23 protein-coding genes are annotated in these 25,697 nt (G+C 60.8%); 18 read left to right on the top strand and 5 right to left on the bottom strand.

Going from position 1 to position 25,697, the window contains the following annotated elements; translation table 11 throughout:
- Nucleotides 1–73 precede the first annotated feature (73 nt).
- The 3 genes from J3T93_RS07530 to J3T93_RS07540 are packed head-to-tail and all read left to right on the top strand — an operon-like array spanning nucleotide 74 to nucleotide 3,710.
- On the top strand, nucleotides 74–1,630 hold the full coding sequence (locus J3T93_RS07530) for a sugar ABC transporter ATP-binding protein (protein WP_254477087.1): 1,557 nt from the start codon (nucleotides 74–76) through the stop codon (nucleotides 1,628–1,630).
- Nucleotides 1,627–2,706: an ABC transporter permease gene (locus tag J3T93_RS07535; RefSeq protein ID WP_254477088.1), complete on the top strand. Its 1,080-nt coding sequence runs from the start codon at nucleotides 1,627–1,629 to the stop codon at nucleotides 2,704–2,706. The genes J3T93_RS07530 and J3T93_RS07535 overlap by 4 nt, the downstream gene beginning before the upstream one ends.
- Complete coding sequence (locus J3T93_RS07540; protein WP_267431164.1) at nucleotides 2,703–3,710, top strand: ABC transporter permease; 1,008 nt, start codon at nucleotides 2,703–2,705, stop codon at nucleotides 3,708–3,710. The genes J3T93_RS07535 and J3T93_RS07540 overlap by 4 nt, the downstream gene beginning before the upstream one ends.
- Before the next feature lie 79 nt (nucleotides 3,711–3,789).
- On the opposite strand, the gene J3T93_RS07545 is transcribed toward J3T93_RS07540, so the two are convergent.
- Genes J3T93_RS07545 through J3T93_RS07565 form a run of 5 tightly spaced genes read right to left on the bottom strand, consistent with a single transcriptional unit; the run spans nucleotide 3,790 to nucleotide 6,927 of the window.
- The gene (locus J3T93_RS07545) at nucleotides 3,790–4,836 is read right to left on the bottom strand and encodes a Gfo/Idh/MocA family protein (RefSeq protein ID WP_267431165.1); all 1,047 of its coding nucleotides are present in this window, start codon (nucleotides 4,834–4,836) and stop codon (nucleotides 3,790–3,792) included.
- Nucleotides 4,829–5,293 carry a very short patch repair endonuclease gene (locus tag J3T93_RS07550; protein WP_267431166.1) on the bottom strand — a complete coding sequence of 155 codons (465 nt, stop codon included), beginning with the start codon at nucleotides 5,291–5,293 and terminating at the stop codon, nucleotides 4,829–4,831. The genes J3T93_RS07545 and J3T93_RS07550 overlap by 8 nt, the downstream gene beginning before the upstream one ends.
- Nucleotides 5,294–5,305: 12 nt before the next feature.
- A complete protein-coding gene (locus J3T93_RS07555) occupies nucleotides 5,306–5,845 on the bottom strand; it encodes a peptidylprolyl isomerase (protein WP_254477092.1) in 540 nt (179 codons plus the stop codon).
- Between the two features lie 12 nt (nucleotides 5,846–5,857).
- Nucleotides 5,858–6,229: a YccF domain-containing protein gene (locus J3T93_RS07560; protein WP_254477093.1), complete on the bottom strand. Its 372-nt coding sequence runs from the start codon at nucleotides 6,227–6,229 to the stop codon at nucleotides 5,858–5,860.
- Complete coding sequence (locus J3T93_RS07565) at nucleotides 6,220–6,927, bottom strand: TetR/AcrR family transcriptional regulator (RefSeq protein ID WP_267431168.1); 708 nt, start codon at nucleotides 6,925–6,927, stop codon at nucleotides 6,220–6,222. Before J3T93_RS07565 ends, J3T93_RS07560 begins: the two co-directional genes overlap by 10 nt.
- A gap of 206 nt (nucleotides 6,928–7,133) precedes the next feature.
- Here J3T93_RS07565 and J3T93_RS07570 point away from each other — a divergent pair, with 206 nt between their 5' ends.
- The 15 genes from J3T93_RS07570 (at nucleotide 7,134) to J3T93_RS07640 (ending at nucleotide 25,697) form a co-directional block, all read left to right on the top strand.
- Entirely contained in the window at nucleotides 7,134–8,828 is a 1,695-nt protein-coding gene (locus J3T93_RS07570; RefSeq protein ID WP_267400097.1) for an MFS transporter, read from the top strand.
- Nucleotides 8,829–8,911: 83 nt separating this feature from the next.
- The gene (locus J3T93_RS07575; protein WP_416378837.1) at nucleotides 8,912–10,591 is read left to right on the top strand and encodes an NAD+ synthase; all 1,680 of its coding nucleotides are present in this window, start codon (nucleotides 8,912–8,914) and stop codon (nucleotides 10,589–10,591) included.
- A gap of 5 nt (nucleotides 10,592–10,596) precedes the next feature.
- Complete coding sequence (locus J3T93_RS07580) at nucleotides 10,597–10,833, top strand: hypothetical protein (protein WP_254477097.1); 237 nt, start codon at nucleotides 10,597–10,599, stop codon at nucleotides 10,831–10,833.
- 242 nt (nucleotides 10,834–11,075) lie between these two features.
- Complete coding sequence (gene pflB, locus J3T93_RS07585) at nucleotides 11,076–13,451, top strand: formate C-acetyltransferase (RefSeq protein WP_024627933.1); 2,376 nt, start codon at nucleotides 11,076–11,078, stop codon at nucleotides 13,449–13,451.
- A gap of 98 nt (nucleotides 13,452–13,549) precedes the next feature.
- The gene (gene pflA, locus J3T93_RS07590) at nucleotides 13,550–14,431 is read left to right on the top strand and encodes a pyruvate formate-lyase-activating protein (RefSeq protein WP_121914576.1); all 882 of its coding nucleotides are present in this window, start codon (nucleotides 13,550–13,552) and stop codon (nucleotides 14,429–14,431) included.
- Between the two features lie 328 nt (nucleotides 14,432–14,759).
- A complete protein-coding gene (locus tag J3T93_RS07595; RefSeq protein WP_267400093.1) occupies nucleotides 14,760–16,046 on the top strand; it encodes an HRDC domain-containing protein in 1,287 nt (428 codons plus the stop codon).
- 49 nt (nucleotides 16,047–16,095) lie between these two features.
- Entirely contained in the window at nucleotides 16,096–17,472 is a 1,377-nt protein-coding gene (gene tig / locus J3T93_RS07600; RefSeq protein WP_254477100.1) for a trigger factor, read from the top strand.
- Nucleotides 17,473–17,651: 179 nt separating this feature from the next.
- Nucleotides 17,652–18,239, top strand: coding sequence for an ATP-dependent Clp protease proteolytic subunit (locus J3T93_RS07605; protein ID WP_029676324.1), 588 nt, complete (start codon nucleotides 17,652–17,654; stop codon nucleotides 18,237–18,239).
- A 9-nt stretch (nucleotides 18,240–18,248) separates the two neighbouring features.
- On the top strand, nucleotides 18,249–18,917 hold the full coding sequence (locus J3T93_RS07610) for an ATP-dependent Clp protease proteolytic subunit (RefSeq protein ID WP_121914578.1): 669 nt from the start codon (nucleotides 18,249–18,251) through the stop codon (nucleotides 18,915–18,917).
- A gap of 144 nt (nucleotides 18,918–19,061) precedes the next feature.
- On the top strand, nucleotides 19,062–20,375 hold the full coding sequence (gene clpX / locus J3T93_RS07615; RefSeq protein WP_267400090.1) for an ATP-dependent Clp protease ATP-binding subunit ClpX: 1,314 nt from the start codon (nucleotides 19,062–19,064) through the stop codon (nucleotides 20,373–20,375).
- 69 nt (nucleotides 20,376–20,444) lie between these two features.
- Nucleotides 20,445–21,383: an NAD kinase gene (locus tag J3T93_RS07620; protein WP_267431170.1), complete on the top strand. Its 939-nt coding sequence runs from the start codon at nucleotides 20,445–20,447 to the stop codon at nucleotides 21,381–21,383.
- Nucleotides 21,383–23,155: a DNA repair protein RecN gene (locus tag J3T93_RS07625; protein ID WP_267431171.1), complete on the top strand. Its 1,773-nt coding sequence runs from the start codon at nucleotides 21,383–21,385 to the stop codon at nucleotides 23,153–23,155. The genes J3T93_RS07620 and J3T93_RS07625 overlap by 1 nt, the downstream gene beginning before the upstream one ends.
- Before the next feature lie 442 nt (nucleotides 23,156–23,597).
- The gene (locus tag J3T93_RS07630; RefSeq protein ID WP_267400086.1) at nucleotides 23,598–24,005 is read left to right on the top strand and encodes a GntR family transcriptional regulator; all 408 of its coding nucleotides are present in this window, start codon (nucleotides 23,598–23,600) and stop codon (nucleotides 24,003–24,005) included.
- Between the two features lie 22 nt (nucleotides 24,006–24,027).
- Nucleotides 24,028–24,984, top strand: coding sequence for an ABC transporter ATP-binding protein (locus tag J3T93_RS07635; protein ID WP_416378841.1), 957 nt, complete (start codon nucleotides 24,028–24,030; stop codon nucleotides 24,982–24,984).
- Nucleotides 24,981–25,697 (top strand): ABC-2 transporter permease, encoded by a 717-nt coding sequence (locus tag J3T93_RS07640; protein WP_267431173.1) that lies wholly within the window; start codon nucleotides 24,981–24,983, stop codon nucleotides 25,695–25,697. The genes J3T93_RS07635 and J3T93_RS07640 overlap by 4 nt, the downstream gene beginning before the upstream one ends.

The raw sequence follows: 25,697 nt of genomic DNA on the forward strand, positions 1-25,697 counted from the left end.
TTCATGGGCGGGAAAGGGTCTTGGGACCTCGGTACCGCCCCTCGATCAGCATTCAGTTTGATGAGGCAAGACAATGACAAAAGAAGAACCCTTGGTCTCCATGAAGGGAATCAGCATTGAATTCCCTGGTGTCAAGGCGCTCGACAATGTCGATTTGCGTCTGTTCCCCGGTGAGGTCCATGCCCTCATGGGGGAGAACGGCGCAGGCAAATCGACCATGATCAAGGCGCTCACCGGGGTATACAAAATCAACGCGGGAACCATCACCGTCAACGGCCAGAACAGGATTTTCAACGGCACAGCCGATGCGCAGAACGCCGGCATCGCCACGGTCTACCAGGAAGTCAACCTGTGCACCAACCTGAGCGTGGGCGAAAACGTTATGCTCGGGCACGAGGTGAGGGGGCACCTGGGCATTAACTGGCGCAAGACCCATGAGGCAGCCAAAACCTATCTGGCCCAGATGGGACTGACGGATCTGGATCCCCACACTCCGCTCAATGAGATATCCATAGCCATGCAGCAACTGGTGGCCATCGCCAGGGCCATGGTCATCGATGCCAAGGTCCTGATCCTGGATGAGCCGACATCTTCGCTGGATGCCAATGAGGTTCAGGATCTGTTCCAGATCATGCGCAAGGTCAGGGACAGGGGTATCGCCATACTTTTCGTTTCCCACTTCCTGGACCAGGTCTACGAGATCGCCGACAGAATGACCATTCTGCGCAACGGCAAATTCGTCGAGGAGACCATGGTCAAGGACATGCCGCGCGATGTCCTTATTACCAAGATGATCGGCAAGAACGCCGACGAGCTCTCGCTGATCGGTACAAAGTCGAGGAAGGAAACACCTCAGGCTGCAACGGACCGGCCCCTGGCAAGCGTCCGCGGCTTCGGTAGAAAGGGCAGCATCTACCCCTTCGACATGGATCTCTTCAAGGGCAAGATCATGGGACTGGCCGGCCTGCTGGGTTCCGGCAGAACCGAAATCGGCCGTCTGCTCTTCGGCGCAGACAAGCCCGACAAGGGCACCTACACCTTTGATGGGAAGAAGATCTCCATCGACAGCCCGGCCACTGCCCTGAAGAACCGAATCGCCTACTCCACGGAGAACAGAAGGGATGAGGGCATCATCGGCGATCTGACCGTCAGGGAGAACATCATCCTGGCCCTCCAGGCCACCCGGGGCATGTTCAGGCCTATTCCCAGGAAGGAAGCCGATCGGATAGTCGACAAATACATCAAGGAGCTCAACGTTCGCCCGGCCGATCCCGACAGGTTGATCAAGAACCTGTCAGGCGGAAACCAGCAGAAGGTCCTACTGGCCAGGTGGCTGGCTACGGATCCGGAGCTGCTGATCCTGGATGAACCGACCAGGGGAATCGACATTGGCGCCAAGGCTGAGATTCAGCAGACGGTGCTGGATCTGGCCGCCCAGGGCATGAGCGTGGTCTTCATCTCCTCCGAACTCGATGAGGTCGTCCGCCTGTCCGATCAGATAACTGTCCTCAAGGACCGTCACAAGATCGACCTGATGGACAACGACGATACGGTTTCCCAGCAGACCATCGTGGAAGACATAGCCAACACCTCGGTCTCTGGACAATCTCAAGGAAAGGAGGAAAGATGAGCAAGCCCGCCAAGCAGCAATCGGAGGATGAAGATCCATCCTTCCTGCGCCGTATATTCGGCAATCAGCTGATTTGGAGCGTGGTCGCCTTCCTCGCGCTGATTCTGGTCTGTACGCTGGTTGATCACTCCTTCCTCAGCCTGTCATACAATCCGCGTACGGGTGGCCTGGCAGGACCCCTGATCACCATGATCCAGGAGTCTGCACGATACCTGATGATCGCCACCGGCATGACCCTGGTCATCTCGACCTCGGGCATCGACCTCTCGGTCGGCTCGGTCATGGCCGTGGCCGGAGCTGCAGCCATGCAGATGCTGATCAACGGGGTGAACGTCTGGATGGCCATTCTGATCTCCCTGGCCGTGGGTCTGGTTCTGGGCTGCATCAACGGCGCCCTGGTCTCCATCCTGGGACTCCAGCCCTTCATCACCACGCTGATCATGATGCTGGCAGGCAGGGGACTGGCCAAGGTCATCACCAATGGACAGAATGCCGACGCTTCAGGCGTGGCCGGCAGCGGACCATTGCGCTGGATGGCCAACGGTTTCATTCTTGGAATCCCGGCCAATTTCGTCATAGCAGTGATCATCGTCTGCCTGGTCGGTCTCCTGATGAGGAAGACGGCGGCCGGCATGATGATCGAGTCGGTGGGCATCAACCAGGAGGCCAGCCGAATGACCGGCATCAAGCCTCGGCGGATCCTCTTCCTGGTCTACGCCATCTCCGGCCTGCTGGCCGCTGTGGCAGGGCTCTTCGCCACTGCATCAGTGATGAGGGTCGACGTGGTCAAGACCGGTCAGGACCTAGAGATGTACGCCATTCTGGCTGTGGTCATTGGAGGCACCTCCCTGCTGGGCGGCAAGTTCTCGCTGCTGGGAAGCGCTTTCGGCGCCGTGATTATTGCGATGATCCGCAAGACCATCATCACCCTGGGCATTGATTCAGCCGCCACGCCAGCATTCTTCGCTGTGGTGGTCATCATCATCTGCGTCATGCAGGCGCCCAAGGTGCACAATGCGGTCGCTGAGTTCAAACGCAGGCGTGCCATGAGGCAGTCTGCAGAGGTGGTGGCATGATGAAGAAGAGTGCAAGCAGACAAACAGGTTTCCGGCTGAGCCCTAGGGCCATTCCGACAGTTGCTGCCGTGGTCATCTTCCTGCTCATGCTGATCATGGGCCAGGTGCTCTTCGGCACCTATATCCGGCTAGGATTCATGTCCTCCCTGTTCATGGACCACGCCTACCTGGTGATCCTGGCAGTAGCCATGACCTTCCCCATCCTCACCGGTGGCATCGATCTGAGCGTGGGGGCCATAGTGGCCATCACCGGCGTGGTCGGTGTCAAGCTCATGATTGCCGGTGTGCCGGCGTCACTGGTCATTGTCATCATGATCGCCATCGGTGCGGTCTTTGGACTTTTGGCCGGTGTGCTCATTGAAGAGTTCAACATGCAGCCCTTCATCGCCACACTGTCCACCATGTTCCTGGCCAGGGGCATAGCCTCCATCATCTCGACCGATTCGCTCAATATGCCGCAGAACAACAACTTCAGCTGGATCGGCGGCGAGGGACTGAAGATCATCGACAACCCGAAGATTTCCAACGACCTTTCGCTGAACTTCGGTGTGATAGTCGCTCTGGTTGTCGTGGCGGTCAGCTACGTCATCCTCCACAAGACCAGGACGGGCCGCACCATCTACGCCATCGGTGGTTCCCGGTCCTCGGCTGAGCTGATGGGCCTTCCGGTCAAGCGGACACAGTATGTCATTTACCTGACCTCGGCCGTCCTGGCCTCCATCGCCTCCATCGTCTATGTGGCTGGCATCGGTTCAGCCAAGAACACCATGGGCGTCGGCTGGGAGCTGGACGCTGTGGCTGCAGTCGTCATCGGCGGTACCCTGATTACTGGCGGTTACGGCTACGTGCTGGGCTCAGTCATAGGTGCGCTGGTTCGCTCGATCATCGATCCTCTGACCTCGGATTTCGGCGTTCCTGCCGAGGCCGTCACTATCGTGGTTGGTCTGATGATCCTGGCCTTCGTCATCCTCCAGCGTCTGGTGACCTTCGTCAGAAAGGAATGAAGCAGAGTTTTCCTGGATGATCTGAATGGGGGCTGATGCCGTGGCGATTGCGGCATCAGCCCCCATTTGCGTTGCTGGTTCATGATTCGAAGGGGAAGACCAATCCCCACTGGCGGCGCAGAGAGTCCATGAGCTCCATGATGCGCAGGGTGTCCTTGTGGGGCATCTGGGCGCACTCGGTCTTGTCATCCAGGATGGCCTGTGCCGCGCTGGACACCTCATACTCATAACCGGTCAGCTGGTCGGGGATGGGGTAGTGCTTCTTCAATTGATGATCCGCGTCGTACAGGTCGATGGACTCCACATTGTTGATGTTGGCGCACTGCAGGTAACCCTGGTCTCCCCAGATGCTGCCGGTCCGGTCACTGGCCGAGACCATGGAGCTGGTCGCCGCGCCCATGGATCCATCCTGGTAGAAAATGGTCGTGGAGTTCTGGCTGTCGACCCCCTCAGGGCTGCGGACCCAATCCGTGCAGACCCGCTCAATAGGCTTGGGTCCCATGACCATGTCAATGAAGTTGAGAGGATAGACACCTACGTCGAGCAGGGCGCCGCCGGCCAGAGCCGGGTCGGTCATTCTGGCCTTGCCTACGGTCACATATCCCAGGTTGGCGGTGACGGTCCTGACGGTGCCGATTTCCCCTGAGGAGACGATGTCGTCGATGATGGAACGTGAGGGCATGTACCTGGTCCAGATGGCTTCGGTGCAGAGCAGGCCGGTGCTCTCGGATGTATCAATGACTTGCCTGGCCTGATCGGCGTTGGCGGCGAAGGACTTCTCGACCAGTACGTTCTTTCCCGCCTTCATGCAGGCGATGGCCTGTTCGGCGTGGAGGCTGTGAGGCGTGGCGATGTAGACCAGATCCACTTGGGGATCATCCAGGAGTTCCTGGTAGGACCCATAGGAATGCTCGAATCCATATTTTTTGGCGAAGGCGGCTGCGCGATCCCCGTCCCTGGAGGCCACGGCGTAGGGGGCGATCAGATGGCTATACTGCGAGTCCTGAGCCATCATGACCACCGTCTTGGCCAGGGCATTGGCTATCCGTCCGGCGCCGAGAATGGCGAAATTGACCCGCATACCCCTCTGCTCAGCCTCTTGTCGTTTGCCGTTCAATCTACTCATCCTTGACTCCTTCGTTTGGATGGTCATCTGCTGTGATGGCCTCATACAATTTCTGCAGGGTTTCCTTGGCATGGCGGGCATCCAGCTGGCACTCCCAAACGGTGAAGACCCGCCAGCCCATGGCTTTCAGTTTTTTGCCCTGCTCCTGATCCCGCAAACGGTTCCTTGTTAGCTTTGTGGTCCAATATTCCACATTGGATTTGGGAAGCGAGAATTTGGCACAGCCCTGATGCATGTGCCAGAAACAGCCATTGACGAATACCATGGCCCGCCACTTGGGCAGTACCACATCAGGATGGCCCGGATACCTCTTGTCGTTTTTGCGAAACCGCAGACCTCGTGAGAATAGGTAGGACCGGACCTGGCGCTCTATTGATGTTTCCGTGCCCCTGATGCGGGACATGGTGTAGCTGCGTGTGCCGGGCTGGAATCTGCTGGGTGTTTTTCTTGAAACCATCCCCGGCCCGGCTCAGAGGATTTCGACGCTGTTGATGAAGACCGGCTCAAGGGGACGGTCGCCCGAGTCGGTGGCCACGGCGTCCAGCTTGTCGACCACCTTCCGGGAATCATCATCGGCCACCTGGCCGAAGATGGTGTGGTGCCCGTTCAGCCAGGGGGTTGGCACGGTGGTGATGAAGAACTGTGATCCGTTGGTGCCGTGGGTCTTCCCGGTGGCAGGATCCCGGCGCAGCCCTGCATTGGCCATGGCCAGCTTGTAGGGTTCGTCAAAGGTCAGAGAGGGGTCGATCTCGTCATCGAACTCGTAGCCGGGGCCGCCTGTGCCGGTGCCCAGCGGGCAGCCGCCCTGGATCATGAATTCCTTGATGATCCGGTGGAAGGTCAGACCGTCGTAGAAAGGATCCTGACGCTTCTGGCCCGTCTCGGGGTCGGTCCAGTCCCTGCGGCCGGCGGCCAAATCGAGGAAGTTGGTTACGGTTTCAGGGGCCTGATCGTCAAAGAGGTCCAGGCGAATATCGCCCTCTGAGGTATGCATAATGACTGTGCTCATGTCCCAATCCTTTCATAAGACGGCGACGCGCACCGAGGATCCGAAGGGCATCAGGGCCAGGCGGGCCATCTTGAAGGCCTGCAGGCCGAAGGGTATGCCCACCACGGTCAGCATGGTGACCAGCCCGGCCGCCAGATAGGCCAAAGCCAGCCACCAGCCGCCCAGGATGATCCAGAGCAGGTTGGCCAGCCAGGATCCCAGTCCGCCGCCGTAGATGACCTGTCGGCCAAAGGGGGTCAGGGTCAGTCTGGCCATCTTGAAGGCCTGGATGCCCAGGGGAATGCCCACTACGGTCAGGCAGAGCACGATGCCCACCATGGTCCAGGCCAGGGCGATGGCCAGTCCGCCCAGCACTAGCCAGCAGATGTTGCCGATCAGGCGCATGTCGGTCCTTCCGTCAGGGTGGCGGTGACGGCCTTGGCACAGGCGGTCACTTTCTCCATGATGCAAGTCAGTCGTTTCTCCCGCTGCTCGGGCGCAAGCTCCTGGTCCAGGGCATCAATCAGTCGCATGCCGGATTGAACGATCCCTCGCGTCACCTCCACGCCCATGGCCGGGTCTGTTGGGCGCAGGGCTGTCCACGCCTGGATCAGCGGCTGGTTGACCTGCCGGTGGAAGTCCAGCAGGGCTTGGATCTGCCGGTCTGTGGACCGATCGCTCTTAGGATCAGGCTCTTGGGGATTCGAGGGGCTCCCGTAGATCAGGGCCTGGCGTAACTGCTCGTCGTGCTGCTCGGCGTAGAGGTTCATCAGCCAGCCGTGTCCGTGCAGCCCGGCCTGTTCAAGATTGGTGCGGGTCCAGACCTCGACCGTCCGGCGTGGGTCGTCCGTCTGACCCAGGGCCAGGTCCAGGGCCTGGCCCCAGTCAGGCAGGTGCCGTTCCATGACCATGTCGCAGAGCTGGTCGGCATCCCTTGCGTAGCGGTAGAGGGAGTTCCGTGCCAGATTGGCACGTCGGGCCACCTCGGCCATGGTCAGTTGGCTTCGTCCGCCGGTGCGCAGGATGGCTTCGGCGGCGGCGATGATCTGGTCCAGGGTTTTGGCGCGGTGTTCCTGGAGTGTGGATTCGCGAATCCTGGGCATGGTCCTCCTCGGTCCGGCCTGCTGGGCGCAGCGATCGTGAATCGGGCTGGGCCGGTCATGGGGCATATGATATGGCCTATTTGCAGTAGAGCCAAGTTGCCAGGACCGGTTCAGCGTGCGGCTTGTCCGCGCTGAGAGAACTTGCCAGACAGGTTTTCGCGACGTATAGTCGCAAAAAATCGCAGACCAGGGTGAGGGGAGATCTTATGACCGGATCGGCCAGTATGGACTTGAAGAAGGGTAGCCAGAAGAACCGTCAGGAGTCTCAGGAGGCGGCACCGCCCTGGCGCGCCCTATGGGTGTTGGCTCTGGGTCTGGCCATGATCGTGCTGGATTCGTCCATCGTCAACGTCTCCATACCTTCCATCATCGCTGCCATCCATATCAACCTGGCTCAAGCCCAGTGGGTGACCGCCCTCTACAGCATCGTCCTGGCGGCCCTGCTCCTGCCTTCCGGTCGGCTGGGAGACATGATCGGACGCAAGCGGATCCTGCAGGTGGGCACGGTCATCTTTGTACTGGGTTCCGTCTTTGCCGCATCGGCCTCCTCCGGCACACTGCTGCTTTTGGCCAGGTTTGTTCAAGGAATCGGCGGCTCCCTGGTTATGCCTTCCACCCTCTCTACCGTGTCCGCCACCTTCCGGGGTCGGCACCGGGCCACTGCATTCGGCATCTGGGGGGCCGTCATGTCATCCGCAGCGGCGGTCGGCCCCTTCCTGGGCGGGGTCTTCACCAGCACCATCGGATGGCGGTGGATCTTCCTGGTCAATCTGCCCCTGGGACTGATCGTCTTCCTGGCCAGCGCAGTCTTTGTGCCCGAGACCAAGTCAGCACCCAGGCAGGCCGGCGACCGGTGGGGGATGCTTGCCGACTGGAAGGGTATACTCCTTTCGGCCCTGGGGTCGGCCCTGGTGGTCTTTGCGCTGATCGAGGGGCAGACCTACGGCTGGTGGCGTCCCCGCGCCGCACTTGAGCTGGGCCCACTGCACTGGTCTGCATCGGCGCCCCTGTCGCCGGTTCCAGTCAGTCTGCTCCTGGGGCTGTCCCTGCTGGCCGCCTTTGCACTGACCGAGCTGGCCAGGGCGCGCAGGGGCAAGATGGTCATCCTGGATGTATCCATGTTCGCCATCGGCACCTTCGGCTGGGGCAACCTCACGGCCGCCATCGTCAACGCCGGTCAGTTCGCGGTCATGTTCATCCTGCCCCTCTATCTGATCAACGCCAGAGGCCTGAGTCCATTGGGAGCCGGATCCATCCTGGGTGTCATGGCTCTGGGGTCGGTTGTTTCGGGCGGTCTGGCCCGGGTGGTCTCGGCCCGTCTGGGAGCCGGCGGCACGGTGCAGACGGGCCTGCTGATGGAGATCGTCGGCGTGGCCCTGTCCATTCTGCTCATGCGTGGGTCGGTACCTGTCTGGCCCATGACCCTGACCCTGATTATTTACGGTGCCGGCCTGGGCTTTGCCTCGGCACAGCTGACCAGCCTGGTGCTGTCCGGTGTTCCGGTGGCACAATCCGGCCAGGCTTCGGCCACACAGTCCACCATCCGTCAGTGGGGGACCGCCTTGGGTGCCGCAGTCTCTGGTTCCGCCCTCTCCCTGGCTCTGAGCCTGGTGCTACCGAGGCATCTGACGGCCCTCAAGGGTATCTCGGCGCAAATGGCTGATGGTCTGGTCAGATCGGTTCAGTCTTCTGCCGGAAACGCCATTGTCGGCATGCGGGCTCAGGGTACCCGGGGCCGACTGGGAGCTTTGGGCCCCCAGGTGACCAATGCCTTGACCGAGGGATTCACCCAAGGCGCCCAGTGGGCCATGGGCTTCGCGGTCCTGCTGCTTCTTCTGGGACTGGTCGCCTCGGTGCTGGTGCGTCGTGCCGCCCGCAAGGCTGGCGCCGATAAGATCTGAGGCATTCGTGACCCCGCCTTCTTCGGGTTCGGCACCGCATGGGGTTGTCTGCCCGTCGGCCGGCCTTGGCACGGTTTAGAATCATGGATATGGGCATACAAGAGGAACAGCCGCGGCGGGATGGCGATCTGCTGGTGGCTCTGGCTCAGATCGACACCTGTGTGGGCGATCTTGACGGCAACGCTGACATTATTATGGACTACTCCCGAAAGGCGGCTGGGCAGGGGGCGACCCTGGTGGTCTTTCCGGAGATGAGCCTGACCGGTTACCCGATCGAGGACCTGGCGTTCCGCGCCAGCTTCCGTCGGGCCGCCTGGTCTCGGGCCGACCGTCTGGCCAGGCAGCTGGAGGAGCAGGGTCTGGGCAATCTGTATGTGATTGTGGGGACCGTGGGCACCGATACGGATCAGGACCGGCCCCGCAACCGGCTGGTGGTCCTGCACCAGGGTCGGGTCGAGGCCGGCTACGACAAGCACTTCCTGCCCAACTACGGGGTCTTTGACGAGTACAGGATTTTCACCCCGGGGGATAGGACCGTGGTCCTGGAGGTGCAAGGGCACCGGATAGGGTTGGCCATCTGCGAGGACATCTGGCAGGAGGGCGATCCCATCAGCGACTTGGCTGGACGGGACATCGACCTCTTGGTGACCATCAATGGCTCACCCTTCGAGGAGGGCAAGGGGCATGTCCGCTACGAGCTGGCGACTCGCCGGGCCAAACAGGTCGGCGCGCCTTTGCTCTACCTGAACCAGGTAGGCGGGCAGGACGATCTGGTCTTTGACGGCGGCAGTTTCGTGGTGGATCAGGATGGCACCCTGCTGGAGCGCTCGCCCAGATTCGTTCAGGATCTGTCCATCTGGACCCTGCCTGCATCAGGGGAGCGCCCCATGCCCAGCAAGTCCTGCATGGCCGAAGAGATGCCTGGGGACGAGGAGGTCTATCGGGCCTGTGTGCTGGGTCTAAAAGATTATATGGTCAAGAATCACTTCACGGGTGTCTGCCTGGGTCTGTCGGGCGGGATCGACTCGGCCCTGGTGGCCACCATAGCCGCCGATGCCTGTGGAGGGGAGCATGTGCGCGGCATCTCCATGCCTAGCCGTTACTCCTCGGAAGGCTCTCGGGATGATGCCGCCGACCTGGCCCAGCGTCTGGGTGTGCGTTACGTGGTTCAAGCTATAGGCCCGGAATTCGATGCCTTCCAAGGGCAGTTGCACCTGGAAGGTGTTGCTGAAGAGAACCTCCAGGCCCGGATACGCGGCGTCATCGTCATGGCTTACGCCAATGCCGAGGGGCTTCTGGCCCTAGCCACGGGCAACAAATCCGAGCTGGCCTGCGGTTACTCAACTATCTATGGCGATGCAGTCGGCGGCTATGCGCCCATCAAGGATCTGCTCAAGACCCGGGTCTGGCAGCTGGCCCGCTGGCGTAACGCCCAGGCTCAGGCAAGAGGCGAACGTGAGCCCATCCCGGTCAATTCCATCGTCAAGCCGCCTTCGGCCGAGCTGCGACAAGGGCAGAAGGACTCTGATTCCCTGCCTGACTACAGCCTGCTCGATAAGGTCCTTGAGGCATACATCGAGCATGCCCACGGTCGGGCTGATCTTCTGGCCGATGGTTTCGATCCTGACACGGTCGACACGGTCATGCGGCTGGTGGATCGAGCCGAGTGGAAGCGGCGCCAGTATCCGCTGGGACCCAAGGTCACCTCCCTGGCCTTCGGTCGTGATCGTCGGCTACCCGTCACCAACGCCTTCAGGGAGTGATCGCCATGGGTTCCGAACAGGAGAGGACGGCCTGGTACTTCAACACCGTCACCGGCATACCCGAGCAGGGCAAGCTGTCTCCCCAGGACAGGCGGATGGGCCCTTACAGCAGCAGGCAGGAGGCCCTCGATGCCTGGAAGATCGCCAAGCGCCGGAACAAGGAATGGGATGAGGAGGACCGTCGTTGGCGGCAGGCCTGGGAGGGAGAACCTGAGCAGGGACAGTCATCAGCTGACAGATGAAGCTCCTGCTGGATCGGCAACCTGCTTTGGCGACCAGTTGGCTGTGCAATCTGAACGGATGGGGACTCAAGCCGTGTGCCGGGCGAGTTTGCTAGATGTGGGCGTGGCGGCCATTGCGAGTCCGCCCTCAGTGTGATATAGCTCACGTCGCGATTCGGTTTCCCGTGGTATTGCGCCCCCTATACTTAAAAGTGACAGTGGTGTGAGGAAGCGCCATTGACCATATCAACAAGGAGTTGACTATGACAGCAGTTGAGACCAACACCGTCTCTCCCGCAGAGCTGCAAGCCAAGGCTTGGAAGGGCTTCAAGGGCGAGGACTGGAAGAAAGACATCGACGTTCGCGACTTCATTCAAAAGAACTACACGCCGTACACCGGTGACGAATCCTTCCTGGCACCGGCCACGGAGAAGACCAAGTTCCTGTGGAATTACCTGGACGATAACTTCCTTGCCGTGGAGCGCAAGCAGCGCGTCTACGACGTGGACACCCACACTCCGGCGGGCATTGACGCCTTCCCGGCCGGATACATCGACGGCAAGCCTGCCGGCGAGACTCAAGACGACGTGATTGTCGGCATGCAGACCGACGTTCCCTGCAAGCGTGCGATGATGCCCTACGGCGGCTGGCGCATGGTTGAGCAGGCCCTCAAGGAGGCCGGCAAGGAGCCCGACCCCGAGGTCAAGAAGATCTTCACCCGGTATCGCAAGACCCACAACGATGGCGTCTTCGACGTCTACACCAAGAGGATCAAGCTGGCCCGCCACAACAAGATTCTGACCGGTCTGCCCGATGCTTACGGCCGCGGCCGTATCATTGGCGACTACCGTCGTGTGGCCCTCTACGGCATTGACGAGCTGATTGCCCGCAAGAAGGCCGACAAGGATTCGATTCCTTACCGCAACGACTTCACCGAGGAAGAGATCGAGCACTGGATCCGCTTCCGCGAGGAGCACGCAGAGCAGATCAAGGCTCTGAAGCAGCTGCTGACCCTGGGCAAGGAGTACGGCCTGGATCTGAGCCGTCCTGCCATGAACGCCAAGGAAGCTGTCCAGTGGACCTACATGGCCTACCTGGCCTCGGTCAAGAGCCAGGACGGCGCCGCCATGTCCATCGGCCGTCTGTCCGCCTTCTTCGACGTCTACTTTGAGCGTGATCTGGCCGCTGGTCTGATCGACGAGACCGATGCCCAGGAGATCATCGACAACATCGTGATGAAGCTGCGCATCGTGCGCTTCCTGCGGACCAAGGACTACGACAACATCTTCTCCGGCGACCCCTACTGGGCCACCTGGTCCGACGCTGGCTTCGGCGACGACGGCAGGCCCATGGTCACCAAGACCTCCTTCCGTCTGCTGGCCACCCTGACCCTGGAGCACCTTGGACCCGGCCCTGAGCCCAACATCACCATCTTCTGGGATCCGAAGCTGCCCGAGGGCTACAAGCGCTTCTGCGCCCGTATCTCCATCGACACCTCCGCCATCCAGTACGAGTCCGACAAGGACATTCGCGCCCACTGGGGCGATGACGCTGCCATCGCCTGCTGCGTGTCTCCTATGAGGGTCGGCAAGCAGATGCAGTTCTTCGGCGCCCGTGTCAACTCCGCCAAGGCTCTGCTCTATGCCATGAACGGCGGCCGTGACGAGATGACCGGCATGCAGGTCATCGACAAGGACGTAATCAAGCCTGTCACCCCCAAGGAAGACGGATCTCTGGACTTCCAGGAGGTCAAGGACAACTACGAGAAGGCCCTGGAGTGGCTGAGCGAGACCTACGTCGAGGCCCTGAACATCATCCACTACATGCACGATAAGTACGACTACGAGTCCATTGAGATGGCCCTGCACGACAAGGAGGTCTACCGCACCCTGGGTTGCGGCATGTCCGGCCTGTCCATCGCTGCTGACTCCCTGTCGGCTATCAAGTACGCCAAGGTCTACCCGATCTACAACAAGGATGCCAAGGGCACTCCTGAGTATGTCGAGGGCGCTGACGACGACCTGATCGTCAACTACAAGACTGTTGGCGAGTTCCCGATCTACGGCAACGATGATGATCGCGCCGACGACCTGGCCAAGTGGACTGTGTCCACCGTTATGGGCCAGATCAAGCGCCTGCCCGTCTACCGTGGCGCTGTGCCGACCCAGTCCATCCTGACCATCACCTCCAACGTGGAGTATGGCAAGAACACCGGGTCCTTCCCCTCCGGCCACAAGAAGGGCACCCCGTATGCTCCCGGCGCCAACCCCGAGAACGGCATGGATTCGCACGGCATGCTGCCCTCCATGTTCTCCGTTGGCAAGATCGACTACGACGACGCCCTGGACGGCATCTCGCTGACCAACACGATCACCCCTGACGGCCTGGGCCGCGACGAGGATGAGCGCATCAACAACCTGGTGGGCATCCTGGACGCCGGCAACGGCCACGGGCTCTACCACGCCAACATCAACGTCCTGCGCAAGGAGCAGTTGGAGGATGCCGTCGAGCACCCCGAGAAGTACCCGCACCTGACTGTGCGCGTCTCGGGCTATGCCGTCAACTTCGTCAAGCTGACCCGCGAGCAGCAGCTCGACGTGATCTCCCGCACCTTCCACCAGGGCGCGGTGACCGACTGATCGCACTTGTGCGATAGTCAACCGTTGATGAGACGGTGAATCATGGGGCGGGGCGCACCAAGGCCCCGCCCCCTTTTCGTCTTTTTCAGGAGGATCCGATGACGGAGACCACCACCTTCCGTACCACACAGCCGCACATGCTGAAGGAATCCAAGGTCTACCAGAGCCAGACCCTGATGGGCGGCCTTTCGGGGTTCGAATCGCCCATAGGGCTGGATCGCCACGACCGAATGAATGCCCTGCGCACGGGTGACATTGGTTTTGTTCACTCCTGGGACATCAACACCTCAGTGGACGGGCCGGGCACAAGGATGACCGTCTTCATGAGCGGATGCCCCCTGCGTTGCCAGTACTGCCAGAATCCGGACACCTGGAAGATGCGGGATGGCCAGCCCGTATACCTGCAGGCCATGATCGATAAGGTGGCCCGCTACCAGGATCTTTTCAAGAGCACGGGCGGAGGAATCACCTTCAGCGGCGGCGAATCCATGATGCAGGCCGCTTTCGTTTCAAGGGTCTTCAGAGCCGCCAAGGAAATGGGCGTCCACACCTGCCTGGACACCTCGGGCTTTCTCAACCGCAACTACACCGATGCCATGATTGACGACATCGACCTGTGCCTGCTGGATGTCAAATCCGGCGATGAGGCCACCTACAAGAAGGTGACCGGCGGCACGCTGGCCCCTACGATCGAGTTCGGCAAGCGCTTGGCTGCTCGTGGCAGCAAGATCTGGGTTCGCTTCGTTTTGGTGCCGGGGCTGACCGACTCAGAGGAGAACGTCGAGAATGTTGCGCGGGTATGTGAACAGTTCAAGGATGCGATTGAGCACATTGATGTGCTTCCCTTCCATCAGCTTGGACGGCCCAAGTGGCACGAGTTGCGCATTCCCTACCCGCTCGAGGATGCCAAAGGTCCCTCTGCGGCTCTGAAGGATCGGGCCAAGAAGCAGCTGGAGGCCCACGGCTTCGTGGTCTACTGAGCCTCGGGACCCAGGAAGAACCAGAATAATTGCTTGTGACTCCCCATGGCAGATGTCGTGGGGAGTTTTGTTTGCCTGGGTGAAGGCCCGCCGGCCAATCAGCGAATGTCAGACTCACTGAATGTCCGGCACGATGAATGGCTGGCTCGATGAATAGCCGGTTTGGGGAATGGCCGACCCTGTAAATCGATAAATTGTCGACCAGGTCTGCTCAGTAAATGATTATCGGTGGGTTGAGGCCATGGACTATGCTTTCAGGCGTGTGTTTTCCGGGCCGATCGGCCCGGTGGCGTGATGGAAGACAAACTACAAAAGAGGTTGAGCGCAGGTGACCACGGAACCTAAGACGCAGCTGCTTTCAGAGCCCGCCCAGGGTGTACCGTCGCTCATCGACGATATGGACGGATACCACCGGGCCTGTCGGTTGCTGTCTCAGGGGAGCGGTGCACTGGCCGCGGATGCTGAACGGGCCTCGGGCTTCCGCTATGGCCACGACGACTACCTGGTCCAGTTCAAGCGCCAGGGGGCGGGGATATTCCTGCTGGACCCACCAGCTTTGATGCAGGCGGGCTGCGACTGGTCGGAATTCAATAAGGCTGTCGATGGGGCCCAGTGGATCATTCATGACTCCCCTCAGGATCTGCCTGGCTTCTATGCATTGTGCATGAGGCCCTCATCGCTCTTCGACACCGAGCTGGCGGCCAGGATGCTCAACCTGGGTCATTACGGCCTGTCTGCAGTGACTGCGCACTATCTGGGACTGACGCTGGCCAAGGAGCACTCTGCCGCTGACTGGTCCTACCGCCCTCTGCCCCGTGATTGGCGTAATTACGCCGCCTTGGATGTGGAGCTGCTGGATCAGGTGCGAACGCGAGAGCTGGAGGACCTGCGTCGTCACGGCAAGGACGAGTGGGCCAGGCAGGAATTCACCTGGCTGCTGGAGCAGGGCAAAATCCCCAAGCCGGAGCCTGAGCAGCCCTGGCGGCATATCTCGCATATCAACTCCCTGCACAATGACCGCCGAGGACTGGCTGTGGCCCGTTCCCTGTGGACCACCCGAGACCAGCTGGCCAGACGCAACGACATAGCACCGACACTCCTCCTGCCTGACAAGGCCATCATCGAGGCAGGCAGGCTCAAGCCACGCAACAACGCCCAGTTCCGAGCCATACGATCCTTGAACGAGCGGGTCAGAATCCATACCGGCGGCGAGCAGGACCGCATGTTCGAGCGCTATGCACCCATCCAGCGCCGGGTCAGGCCCTCGGTCTGGAAGCAGGCCATTCTGGATGCCTTGCATCTGCCCACCGAGGAACTGCCGGTGCCTCCCAAGCCACGGGTGGAGGAGACCAACGCTCCCAAGTCCATGCAAGTCTGGCGGCACCGCCACCCGGATCGGTTTACCAGGCTGGAGGCGGCGCGCAAGGCGGTGACTGCAGTGGGACGCCAGACCAACACCCCCGACGATATTCTGATCAAACCCCGCTACCTGCGCAACCTCTGCTGGACCGATCAACCGGAGAAGCGTGATGTAGCCGACTTCCTGCGTCAGGAGGGTGCCCGTCCCTGGCAGGTTTCGCTCCTGTCAGAGTCCCTGACTCGCGCTATTATGTAACGGTTGCCTTACTGGCAGATCAAACGGTTTGGATGAATTGGAGCGCAGCGTGAAAATCAGCGTCAGAAACCTCGAGCCCACCAAGGTCAGGCTCACCATCACCGTCGATCCCGATGAGCTGAACCCCTACCTGGATCAGGCCCGTAAGGAGATCGGCAAGCAGGTGACCATCCCAGGCTTCCGCAAGGGGCATGTACCCGGACCCATCATCGATCAGCGCGTGGGCTTTGCCAGCGTGGCGGGCGAGGCCGTCAACGCCGGCGTGCCCGAGCTCTACTCCAATGCCCTGGAGGAGAAGCAGCTGCACGCCATGGCGCAGCCGCAGATCGACGTCAAGGACATCCCCTCCTCCGCCAAGGACGACACCAAGCTCAAGTTCACCGCCGAGGTGGAGATTCGTCCCAAGTTCGAGCTGCCCGACATCGAGGGCATGGAGATCGAGGTTCCCAAGCCCGCCGTCACCGACGAGGACGTGGACAAGCGCCTGGACAATCTGCGTCAGCGTTTCGGCACCCTGGTCAGTGTGGATCGTCCCGCTTCCAAAGGCGATTACGCCAACATCGACCTGGATGCCGTCATCGACGGCGAGTCCGTGGACTCCCAGCAGGGGGTCAGCTACGAGTTGGGCTCCAACACCATGCTGGATGGCCTAGATGAGGCCCTGGATGGGCTGTCCGCCGGAGAAGAGACCACCTTCGAGGGCACTCTGGAGGCCGGTGAGCACCAAGGCGAGAAGGCCCAGATCAAGGTCAAGGTCAACTCGGTCAAGGCTGAGGAGCTGCCCGACCTGGACGACGAGTTCGCCAAGGAGGCCTCGGAGTTCGAGACCCTGAAGGAGCTGCGCGAGGACGTGCGCAAGCAGTGCCAGGTGGATGCCGAGGGTCGGCAGGCCACTGACGCCCGCGACGCTTTCATTGCCAAGCTCCAGGACGGCCTGGACATCCCGGTGCCCAAGGGCATCAAGCAGTCCATGGTAACCGATCAGCTCAAGAACACCGGTAAGGATCCCGACAAGGCCAGCAAGGACGAGAAGGCCGAGGCCGAGAAGAGTGTGGAGAAGGAGTTGCGCGACCAGATGACCCTGGACGCTCTGGCTGAGAAGCTGGGTATCACGGTCAGCCAGGCCGACGTGACCAACTTCCTGGCCTCCATAGCCCAGCAGTATGGTATGGATCCCAGCGCCTTCATCAACGGCATCGTCCGCAACGGACAGCTGGGTTCTGCTGTGCAGGAGGTCGGCCGCTCCAAGGGCATGCTGGCCGGCATGCGGGCCGTCACCTTCAAGGATCCCGATGGCCAAGAGGTGGACCTGAGCCGCTTCCTGGGCGAGGATGAGCCCGAGGCCCATGAGGAGCAGGACGAGAGCGTCCAGGCTGCCTCCGCCGCAGCTGAAGTGGCTGACCAGCTCTCCCAGGATCAGGAGTAGCTTACAAAGTAGCGAACAGGGCCGCACCCAGTGGCGAAACAGCCTGGGTGCGGCCCTGTCGTAGCGGTTGCGCAAAGAGCGGAAAGGCTGTGGCTGCGTCGATTGCGGGGGCTACTCTCAATACAGATACGTTTATCGAAGGAGACAGGGTGAACAACTCATTGGCAACCAGTCCCGTGATGGAGGAGGGGGAGGCCCCTGCGCCGACCGATCCCATCTTCAACCGACTGCTCAAGGACAGGATCATCTGGCTGGGGGACGAGGTCAAGGACGCCAACGCCAACGTCATCTGCGCACAGATGCTGATGCTGGCGGCCGAGGATCCAAAGAAGGATATCTGGCTCTATATCAACTCGCCTGGCGGCTCCATTACGGCCGGCATGGCCATCTACGACACCATGCAGCTGATCGAGCCTGACGTGGCCACGGTTGCGGTTGGCATGGCGGCCTCCATGGGCCAGTTCCTGCTTTCCAGCGGGGCCAAGGGCAAGCGCTTCGTCACCTCTCATGCGCGGGTGCTTATGCATCAGCCCTCGGGCGGCGTCGGAGGCACGGCCACTGATGTCAGGATCAACGCCGAGCTGATCATGGACATGAAGCGCACGCTCTCCCAGCTGACGGCCGAGCAGACCGGCCACACCCTGGAAGAGATCTACCGGGACAACGAATACGATCACTGGTTCACGGCCCAGCAGGCCCTGGAGTACGGCTTCGTCGACCGGATCGTGACCACCCACGGCACTATGACCGCGGATCAAGGGAAGTGAGCACTCCACATGGCATCTGAAGAAGCGCAATTCGTAGCACGGGCCCGTCGACTGGCCGGCCCTCGTGGCCTGGCCGCCATGCCCACCGACCGCTATGTGCTGCCGCAGTTCGAGGAGCGCACCCCATACGGCTACAAGCGTCAGGACCCCTACACCAGGCTCTTCGACGACAGGATCATCTTCATGGGCGTCCAGGTGGATGACACCTCCTCGGACGACATCATGGCCCAGCTCCTGGTTCTGGAGAGCCAGGATCCCAACCGCGATGTGATCATCTACATCAATTCGCCGGGGGGATCCATGACGGCCATGACCGCCATCTATGACACCATGCAGTACATCAAGCCCGATGTGCAGACCGTCTGCCTGGGCCAGGCCGCCTCGGCTGCTGCCGTTCTTCTGGCCGCTGGGACCAAGGGCAAGCGTCTGATCCTGCCCAACGCCCGTGTGCTGATTCACCAGCCGGCCATGGAGCAGGACTTCGGCAAGGCCACCGAGATCGAGATCCAGGCCAAGGAGATGCTTCGCATGCGCACCTGGCTGGAGGAGACCCTGGCCAAGCACACCGGCCAGGATGTGGAGAAGATCCGCAAGGACATCGAGGTGGACACCATTCTGACCGCCCAGCAGGCCAAGGAATACGGGATGGTGGACGAGGTCCTGGAGCACCGCAATTAGCTCTGGTGACTGCACGCATGATTGATCGTCCGGATGGCGGCGGGCCCCTGGGACCCACGGCCTCCGGACGTTTTTGGCATCATGGACGATGCCGGTCATATATGATTTCGCCGATCCTTGCGGATGCTCCGGGAAGGGAGAGCCATGGGCCGTGTGGTCAGCTACAATGACGGACTGAATCGCTGCGAGTTCTGCGGCAAGGACGAGCATCAGGTGCGCCGCCTGGTCAAGGGGCCTTCCTGCGCCATCTGCGACGAATGCATACGTCTCTGCGCCCAGATCATCCAGGAGGATATGGCCAAGGATGCTGCCGACCAGCGGGTGACCCTGCCTGCACCCTCGAAGATATTCGCCTATCTGAACAGGTATGTCATAGGCCAGGAGGCCGCCAAGCGCACCCTGTCGGTGGCGGTCTATAACCACTACAAGCGCGTCAATATGGACCTGGGCGACCGTGGCCGTGCTGCTGACATCGCATTGGAAGGCAAGGATGCGGTCCCACGCGTCCAGGTGGACAAGTCCAACATCCTGCTCATGGGGCCCACCGGCGTGGGCAAGACCTACCTGGCGAGAACCCTGTCCACCATCATGAACGTCCCCTTCGTCATTATGGATGCCACCAGCCTGACCGAGGCGGGGTATGTGGGCGAGGATGTGGAGTCCGTCCTGCAGGGGCTGCTCCAGGCTGCCGACGGCAACATGGACCTGGCCCAGCGGGGGATCATCTACATCGACGAGATCGATAAGATCGCCAGGAAGTCTGGCGAGAACACCTCCATTACCCGGGACGTGTCCGGCGAGGGGGTCCAGCAGGCTCTGCTCAAGATCATCGAGGGCACCCAGGCCCGAGTGCCGGTCCAGGGTTCCCGGCGGCATGGGGATGTCCGCACGGTCGTCATGGACACAGCCAACATCCTCTTCATCTGCGGTGGCGCCTTTGTCGGTCTTGAGGAGATCGTCCGTCGGCGGCTGGGCCTGCGGGAGAGCGGATTCTCGGCTACTCAAGGGAATGACAAAGTGCCCGACGACCGGGTCATGAGCCAGGTCAGGGCCGAGGATCTGGAACAGTTTGGCCTGCTTCCTGAGTTCGTGGGGCGTCTGCCGGTCATATCCACTCTGGAGCCGCTGGGTGCCGATGAGCTGCGGCGGGTGCTGACCGAACCGGACAATGCCCTGGTTAACCAGTACCGGCGCATGTTCCTGGATGACGGGGCCGATCTGGTCTTCACTGATGCCGCTCTGGACCGTGTTGCTGCCATCGCCCTGGAGCGTAAGGTGGGCGCCCGCGGGCTGCGCGGAATCATCGAGCACACCCTTGAGGCGACCATGTTTGAGCTGCCCGACAGGACGGATGTCTCCCGTGTCGTGGTGGATGCCGACGCCGTGGACGGAACGGGATCGCCCCGGTATGAGACCGGGCAGGGGATGGCCGCAGCCGCTGGTCGCCGTTTGGCCTGACCCCGCCACGATGAGCGCCGCTGTTGGCCGCGCCCGATAGGATGATCATTGATGCCGGAAGGAGGGCCCATGGGTGCTCGTAGCGCTGTCGTGGTCACGCACAGCCGGGTCCGGGCAAGCGGCCACCTGGTGGATGAGGTCGAGGAGCAGCTGCGCCGGGACGGATTCCGTGTCTCGATTGTCGACAACATCGCCGCCCCGGAATTTGGCAGTCCCAGCCAGCAGGTGGCTGACGACACCGAGATCGTCATCGTCCTAGGCGGCGATGGAACCATTCTGCGGGCTGCAGAGTTGGTCAAGGGCACCGAGGTCCCCATCCTGGGGGTCAATCTGGGTCATGTGGGGTTCCTGGCGGAGTTCGAGAGCTTCCAGATAGGGGAGGCCATTCGCCGGGTGGCTGATCATGACTACTCCATCGACGAGCGCATGGTGGCCCATGTGGACTTGTGGATACCCGGGGCCGATCGACCGCTGAGCGACTGGGCCCTCAACGACATGACCCTGGAACGATATGATCGGGGCAAGATGATCGAGGTATCGGTCCGAGTGGACGATGTGGAGATGAGCTCCTTCGGCTGCGACGGCATGATTGTGGCCACCCCGACCGGATCGACGGCCTATGCCTTTTCGGTGGGCGGGCCCATCGTCTGGCCGGATGCGCAGTCGCTGCAGATGGTGCCCATAGCTGCCCATGCCCTCTTCGCCCGATCTCTGATCATCGGTCCAAAGTCGCAGTTCACCCTGGATATTCTGGGTGATTCCCAGTCGGCCGGCTGGATCTGCAATGACGGGCGCCGTCAGCGGCCAGTGCCCAAGCGGTCCCGCATCGTGGTGCGGCAGTCCCACGATATTCTGCGGCTGGCCAGGCTGTCCGGGGTGCCCTTCACCAGACGGCTGGTTTCCAAGTTCGATCTGCCGGTGGTCGGCTGGAGGGAGCAGCATCGCCCCTCGGCAGCTGCGAATGGACAGGGCCAGGGGGAGTCGCAGGAGTTGAACAAGGAGCACTGATGCTGGAAGAGCTGGAAGTACGAGACTTGGGTCCCATCCATCATGCCCTGCTGCGGCCTGCTGCTGGCATGACGGCCATCACGGGGGAGACCGGGGCTGGCAAGTCCATGCTGCTCAACGCCATCAGGCTGATCTCGGGGTCCACTGCCCGCCCCCAACTGGTGTCACCTGGAGCCCGTGAGTCCTGGGTGCAGGGGATTTTTGATGCCGGAACAGCGGGGGCTGAGAATCCAGTGACCGCTGCCATCACCGAGGCTGGTCTGCCCTTGGAGGATGAGGGGCAGATCTTTCTGGCGAGGACCATGCCTGTCAAGGGGCGTTCCCGTGCCGCCCTGAACGGCAGGACGGCACCTCGTGGTCTGCTGGAGGAGGTGGCTGGCATGCTGGTCACCGTCCATGGCCAGGCGGATCAGATGCGTATGGCCAGTCCGGCCCGGCAGCGCGAATTTTTGGATGCCTATGCCGGTGACGGCCCGCAGCTGGAGGCCTTTTCCAAGGCCTTCCGGCAGTACCGACAGGCCCAGGACCATCTGGAGGAGCTGCGCAATCAGCAGTCCGGTGCTATGGCTCAGGCTGATTATCTTCGCGAATCCATCGCCCGGATCGACCGGGTCGACCCCCATTCCGGCGAGGATCGTGAACTCAAGGCTCAGCGGGACAGGATCGAGCACGCTGCCCAGATCAGTCAGGGCGTCATGGCTGCACTGTCTGCCCTGGACTCCGGCCAGATCGACCCTGACGCCGACGCGCCATCGGCCACGGCTCTGGTTGAGCGGGCCATTGCTGCCCTGGAGGGCATCGGTGTGGAGGGGGTCTTTCAGGAGTCGGCCCAGCGGCTGCGCGCGCTCAATGCCGACCTGTCTGACCTGGTCTTCACCCTGAGCAGTCAGCTGGACGACGAAGGCCAGGAGAGCGATCTGGACAAGATCAATGCTCGCATTCACGATCTGGATGAGCTGACCCGACGCTGGGGACCGGACATCGACGATGTTCTGGCCTGGCGCAAGAAGGCTGCATTTGAGCTTGAGGACATGGATGCCTCACCCGAGAAGCTGGATGAGCTCCAAGGTCAGGTTGAGCAGCTTCGCGGAACCGCCTTGAAGGCTGCCCGGGCTCTGTCTGCGTCACGGGCCATGGCTGCACGAAGGCTGAGCGATCTTGTCGACGGCGAATTGCGCTCCCTGGCCATGGCGGGCGCTGGGCTGGAGATCCGTGTCAGACCACGCCAGGACCAGGCTATGGACGCGCATGGTCTGGATCAGATCGACTTTCTCTTCAGACCATATCCAGGTTCGGACCTTCTGCCCATGGGCAAGAGCGCCTCGGGCGGCGAACTCAGCCGACTCATGCTGGCCCTGGAGCTGGTGGCCGCTGAAAGTCGGACATCACCGGGACCTGACAGACCTGGCGATGGGCGTACTGGCCTTGATACCCAGGTCGTCGAGCCGGCGATGACCTTCATCTTCGACGAGGTGGACGCCGGAGTCGGTGGTCGGGCTGCCGTCGAGCTGGGTCGCCGTCTGTCCCGGTTGGCGGTCACTGCCCAGGTGATCGTGGTCACCCACCTGCCGCAGGTGGCTTCCTGGGCCGATCGCCAGTTCGTCGTAGCCAAGGGCCGGGAGGGTGGCGATGCCGTAGAGACCCTGGTCCACCAGGTAGAAGGCAAAGACCGAGAGCGGGAGATCGCCCGGATGCTGGCCGGCAGCGAGTCCGCAACCTCCTTAAAGCACGCCCGAGAGCTTCTGTCCTCCAGCAGACTCCAGCACCGATAAGTCTGGTTGCCACCTGCACTTTGTCGTGCCAAAGTCCGTCGATTTGACGGCTGTGACAAGTTTCAGCGACTTTGTTGTCTGTTGCAACCGTTCTGCTGTGTGCTCCATATCCATCATTCCTTTGCTTTTCATCCTGATGCCATAGCTGTAGGCAATCGGCAGCTGATGGCCGTGCGGCAACGATTATGCTGGATTTTCGTTGATGACACCGTATCCGCCCTCGGTATGAGCAATACGGCGTTGACCTGTTCAAAATGGATTTTGTTCGAAGTTGTGGTCGGCCGGGATTTCTGTACCACAGCGCTGTTCCACCGAATCTGTGAATCATGACCTCAGCAGATCATTGGAGCGTTTGTCTTCATGGCTAAACTGTTATAGTGTATATATGAACACCGACACAGCTCAGCCAGGGTCGTGCTGACAATCAATGAAAGGGGCTTGGATGAAGCTGATCATCTCATCCCTGTCCGGACAGCCGATTTATCGGCAGATCGAGGACCAGATACGTTCGGCCATCCTGACCGGAGACCTGAAAGCGGGGGAGGGACTGCCTTCTCTGCGACATCTCTCGCAGGAGCTCAGGGTGTCCGTGCTGACCGTGACCCGCGCCTATACCGAACTCGCCCAAGAGGGCTTGGTGGAGAACATCCAAGGCAAGGGGACCTTCGTGGCCGACAGCGGCGACAAGGTCATGCGGCAGCATCTGGAGAACCGAGTGCAGTCCCTGCTGGGGGAGGCAGTCGATACGGCTCGTCGGGCCGGCATGGAGCCGGACCGGATTCGCGGCCTGCTCGACGGCCTACTCGGCAACAGGGGTTCTGCACCCGCGTCCGAAGAAGGAAAGGAATAGGAGTATGCGTGCATCACCGCCGATGACAACTTCCGGTGAAGAGGTCGACTATGCCCTGCGCGTCAGTGACCTGGGGAAAAGCTACGTCAAGGCTGACGGCACGGGATTCCGCCTGCAGCAGGTCACCATGGACCTGCCCATGGGCTACATCATGGGATTGATAGGCCCCAATGGTGCAGGCAAATCCACCCTGATCCGGCTCTTGCTGAACATGACCCGCCGAGACAGCGGAGCAATCAGCATTCTGGGCCGCGATCCCTCGAGTCAGGAGGAGGAGGTCAAAGCGGATCTGGGCGTGGTCTTCGATTCCATCTATTTCCTTGAGGCGTGGAAGGTCAAGGCCGTCGAGCCAGTGATGGCACCCATGTATCCATCTTGGAACAGTGATCGCTATCAGGACTATCTGCGTCGGTTCGGTCTGCAAGAAAACCGCAAAATCGGCAAGCTCTCCCGCGGCATGCAGATGAAACTGATGCTGGCTGTCGCCCTCAGCCACGACGCAAGGCTCTTGATTCTGGATGAGCCCACCAGTGGTCTGGATGTCCTGGCCAGGGACGAGCTTATGGATATTCTGCTGGACTACATCGGTGACGGTCGTCATTCCGTGCTGTTCTCCACGCACATCACTGCGGATCTTGAACGGGTGGCTGATTTCGTTACCTACATCAATCGAGGGTCTGTCTTCTACACCGGCCCCAAGGACGAGTTGATGGAGGCTTTCCAGATAGTGAGAGGAGGGCCGGACGATTTGGCTAGAGCACAAATGCCGCATCTGATGGGCTTGCAGTGTTCCGCCACGGGTTTCGAGGCTTTGGTTCCTACTGAACGCTTGAAGGATTTTCTGGCATCGGCTTCTCCTGCCGCCGTGGAGCCTTCGGATGGCCGCTACCTGGTAGAGCGGGCCGACTTCGACAACATCATCAGACTGACCGCGGGCTCACCTTCCGCGACCGACAGGAATAAGGAGATGGAGTCATGAAGGCGATAGCCAAGCAGATCAGGTTGGACATGCAACGTTTCTCAGGAACAGGGAGACCTTGGGTTGGTGTGCTGATTTACATGTCCGTGCCCTGCATCGGAATCCTGCTGAACCTAGTCATGGCCCTGACAGGCAATGATGGGGAAGATGCAAGGACCGCCTTGACGGGAGCAGTGGCCGGCATGGGAATCGGACTGATTGTGGGCCAAGTATTCGGCTTGTTCGCCGATTTCAACAATATGGCAATTCGGTTGAACGGTCTGCTGCCCATAACACGTGATCACCAGGTATTCGGACGCTATGCCGCTGTAATTCTGCTGGTTCTGGTTCAGTCTTGCGGCTATGCAGTATTCTTCTTCTACACTACTGATTCATTTTTGCATGGTCGGGACCATTGGCACGATACTGTCTTGTTTGCTCTGGGGTTGTTCCTGTTGGAATCTTTGCTCTTTGCAGTAGCTACGCCCTTGTTTTATTGGCTGGAACCAGTTAAGGCAATGATAGTCTTCCTGGCGCTTCTTGGTTTGGTACCCATCATGGTCCTTATCGGCAGTTTGCTGCCCGTGGACTGGGGGACCTTCTGGAATTCAATCATGCAATTTTTGACATCCGACCTGTGGCGGCCAGTGCTCCTCGGGCTGGCCTTGATTCTGGCGGTTGAAATGGTTTCGATAGTCTTATCTCGCAAGGTCTATGTCAGGAAGGAGATCTGA

The sequence above is a fragment of the Bifidobacterium sp. B4111 genome, from assembly GCF_026537235.1.
Taxonomy (GTDB): Bacteria; Actinomycetota; Actinomycetes; order Actinomycetales; family Bifidobacteriaceae; genus Bombiscardovia.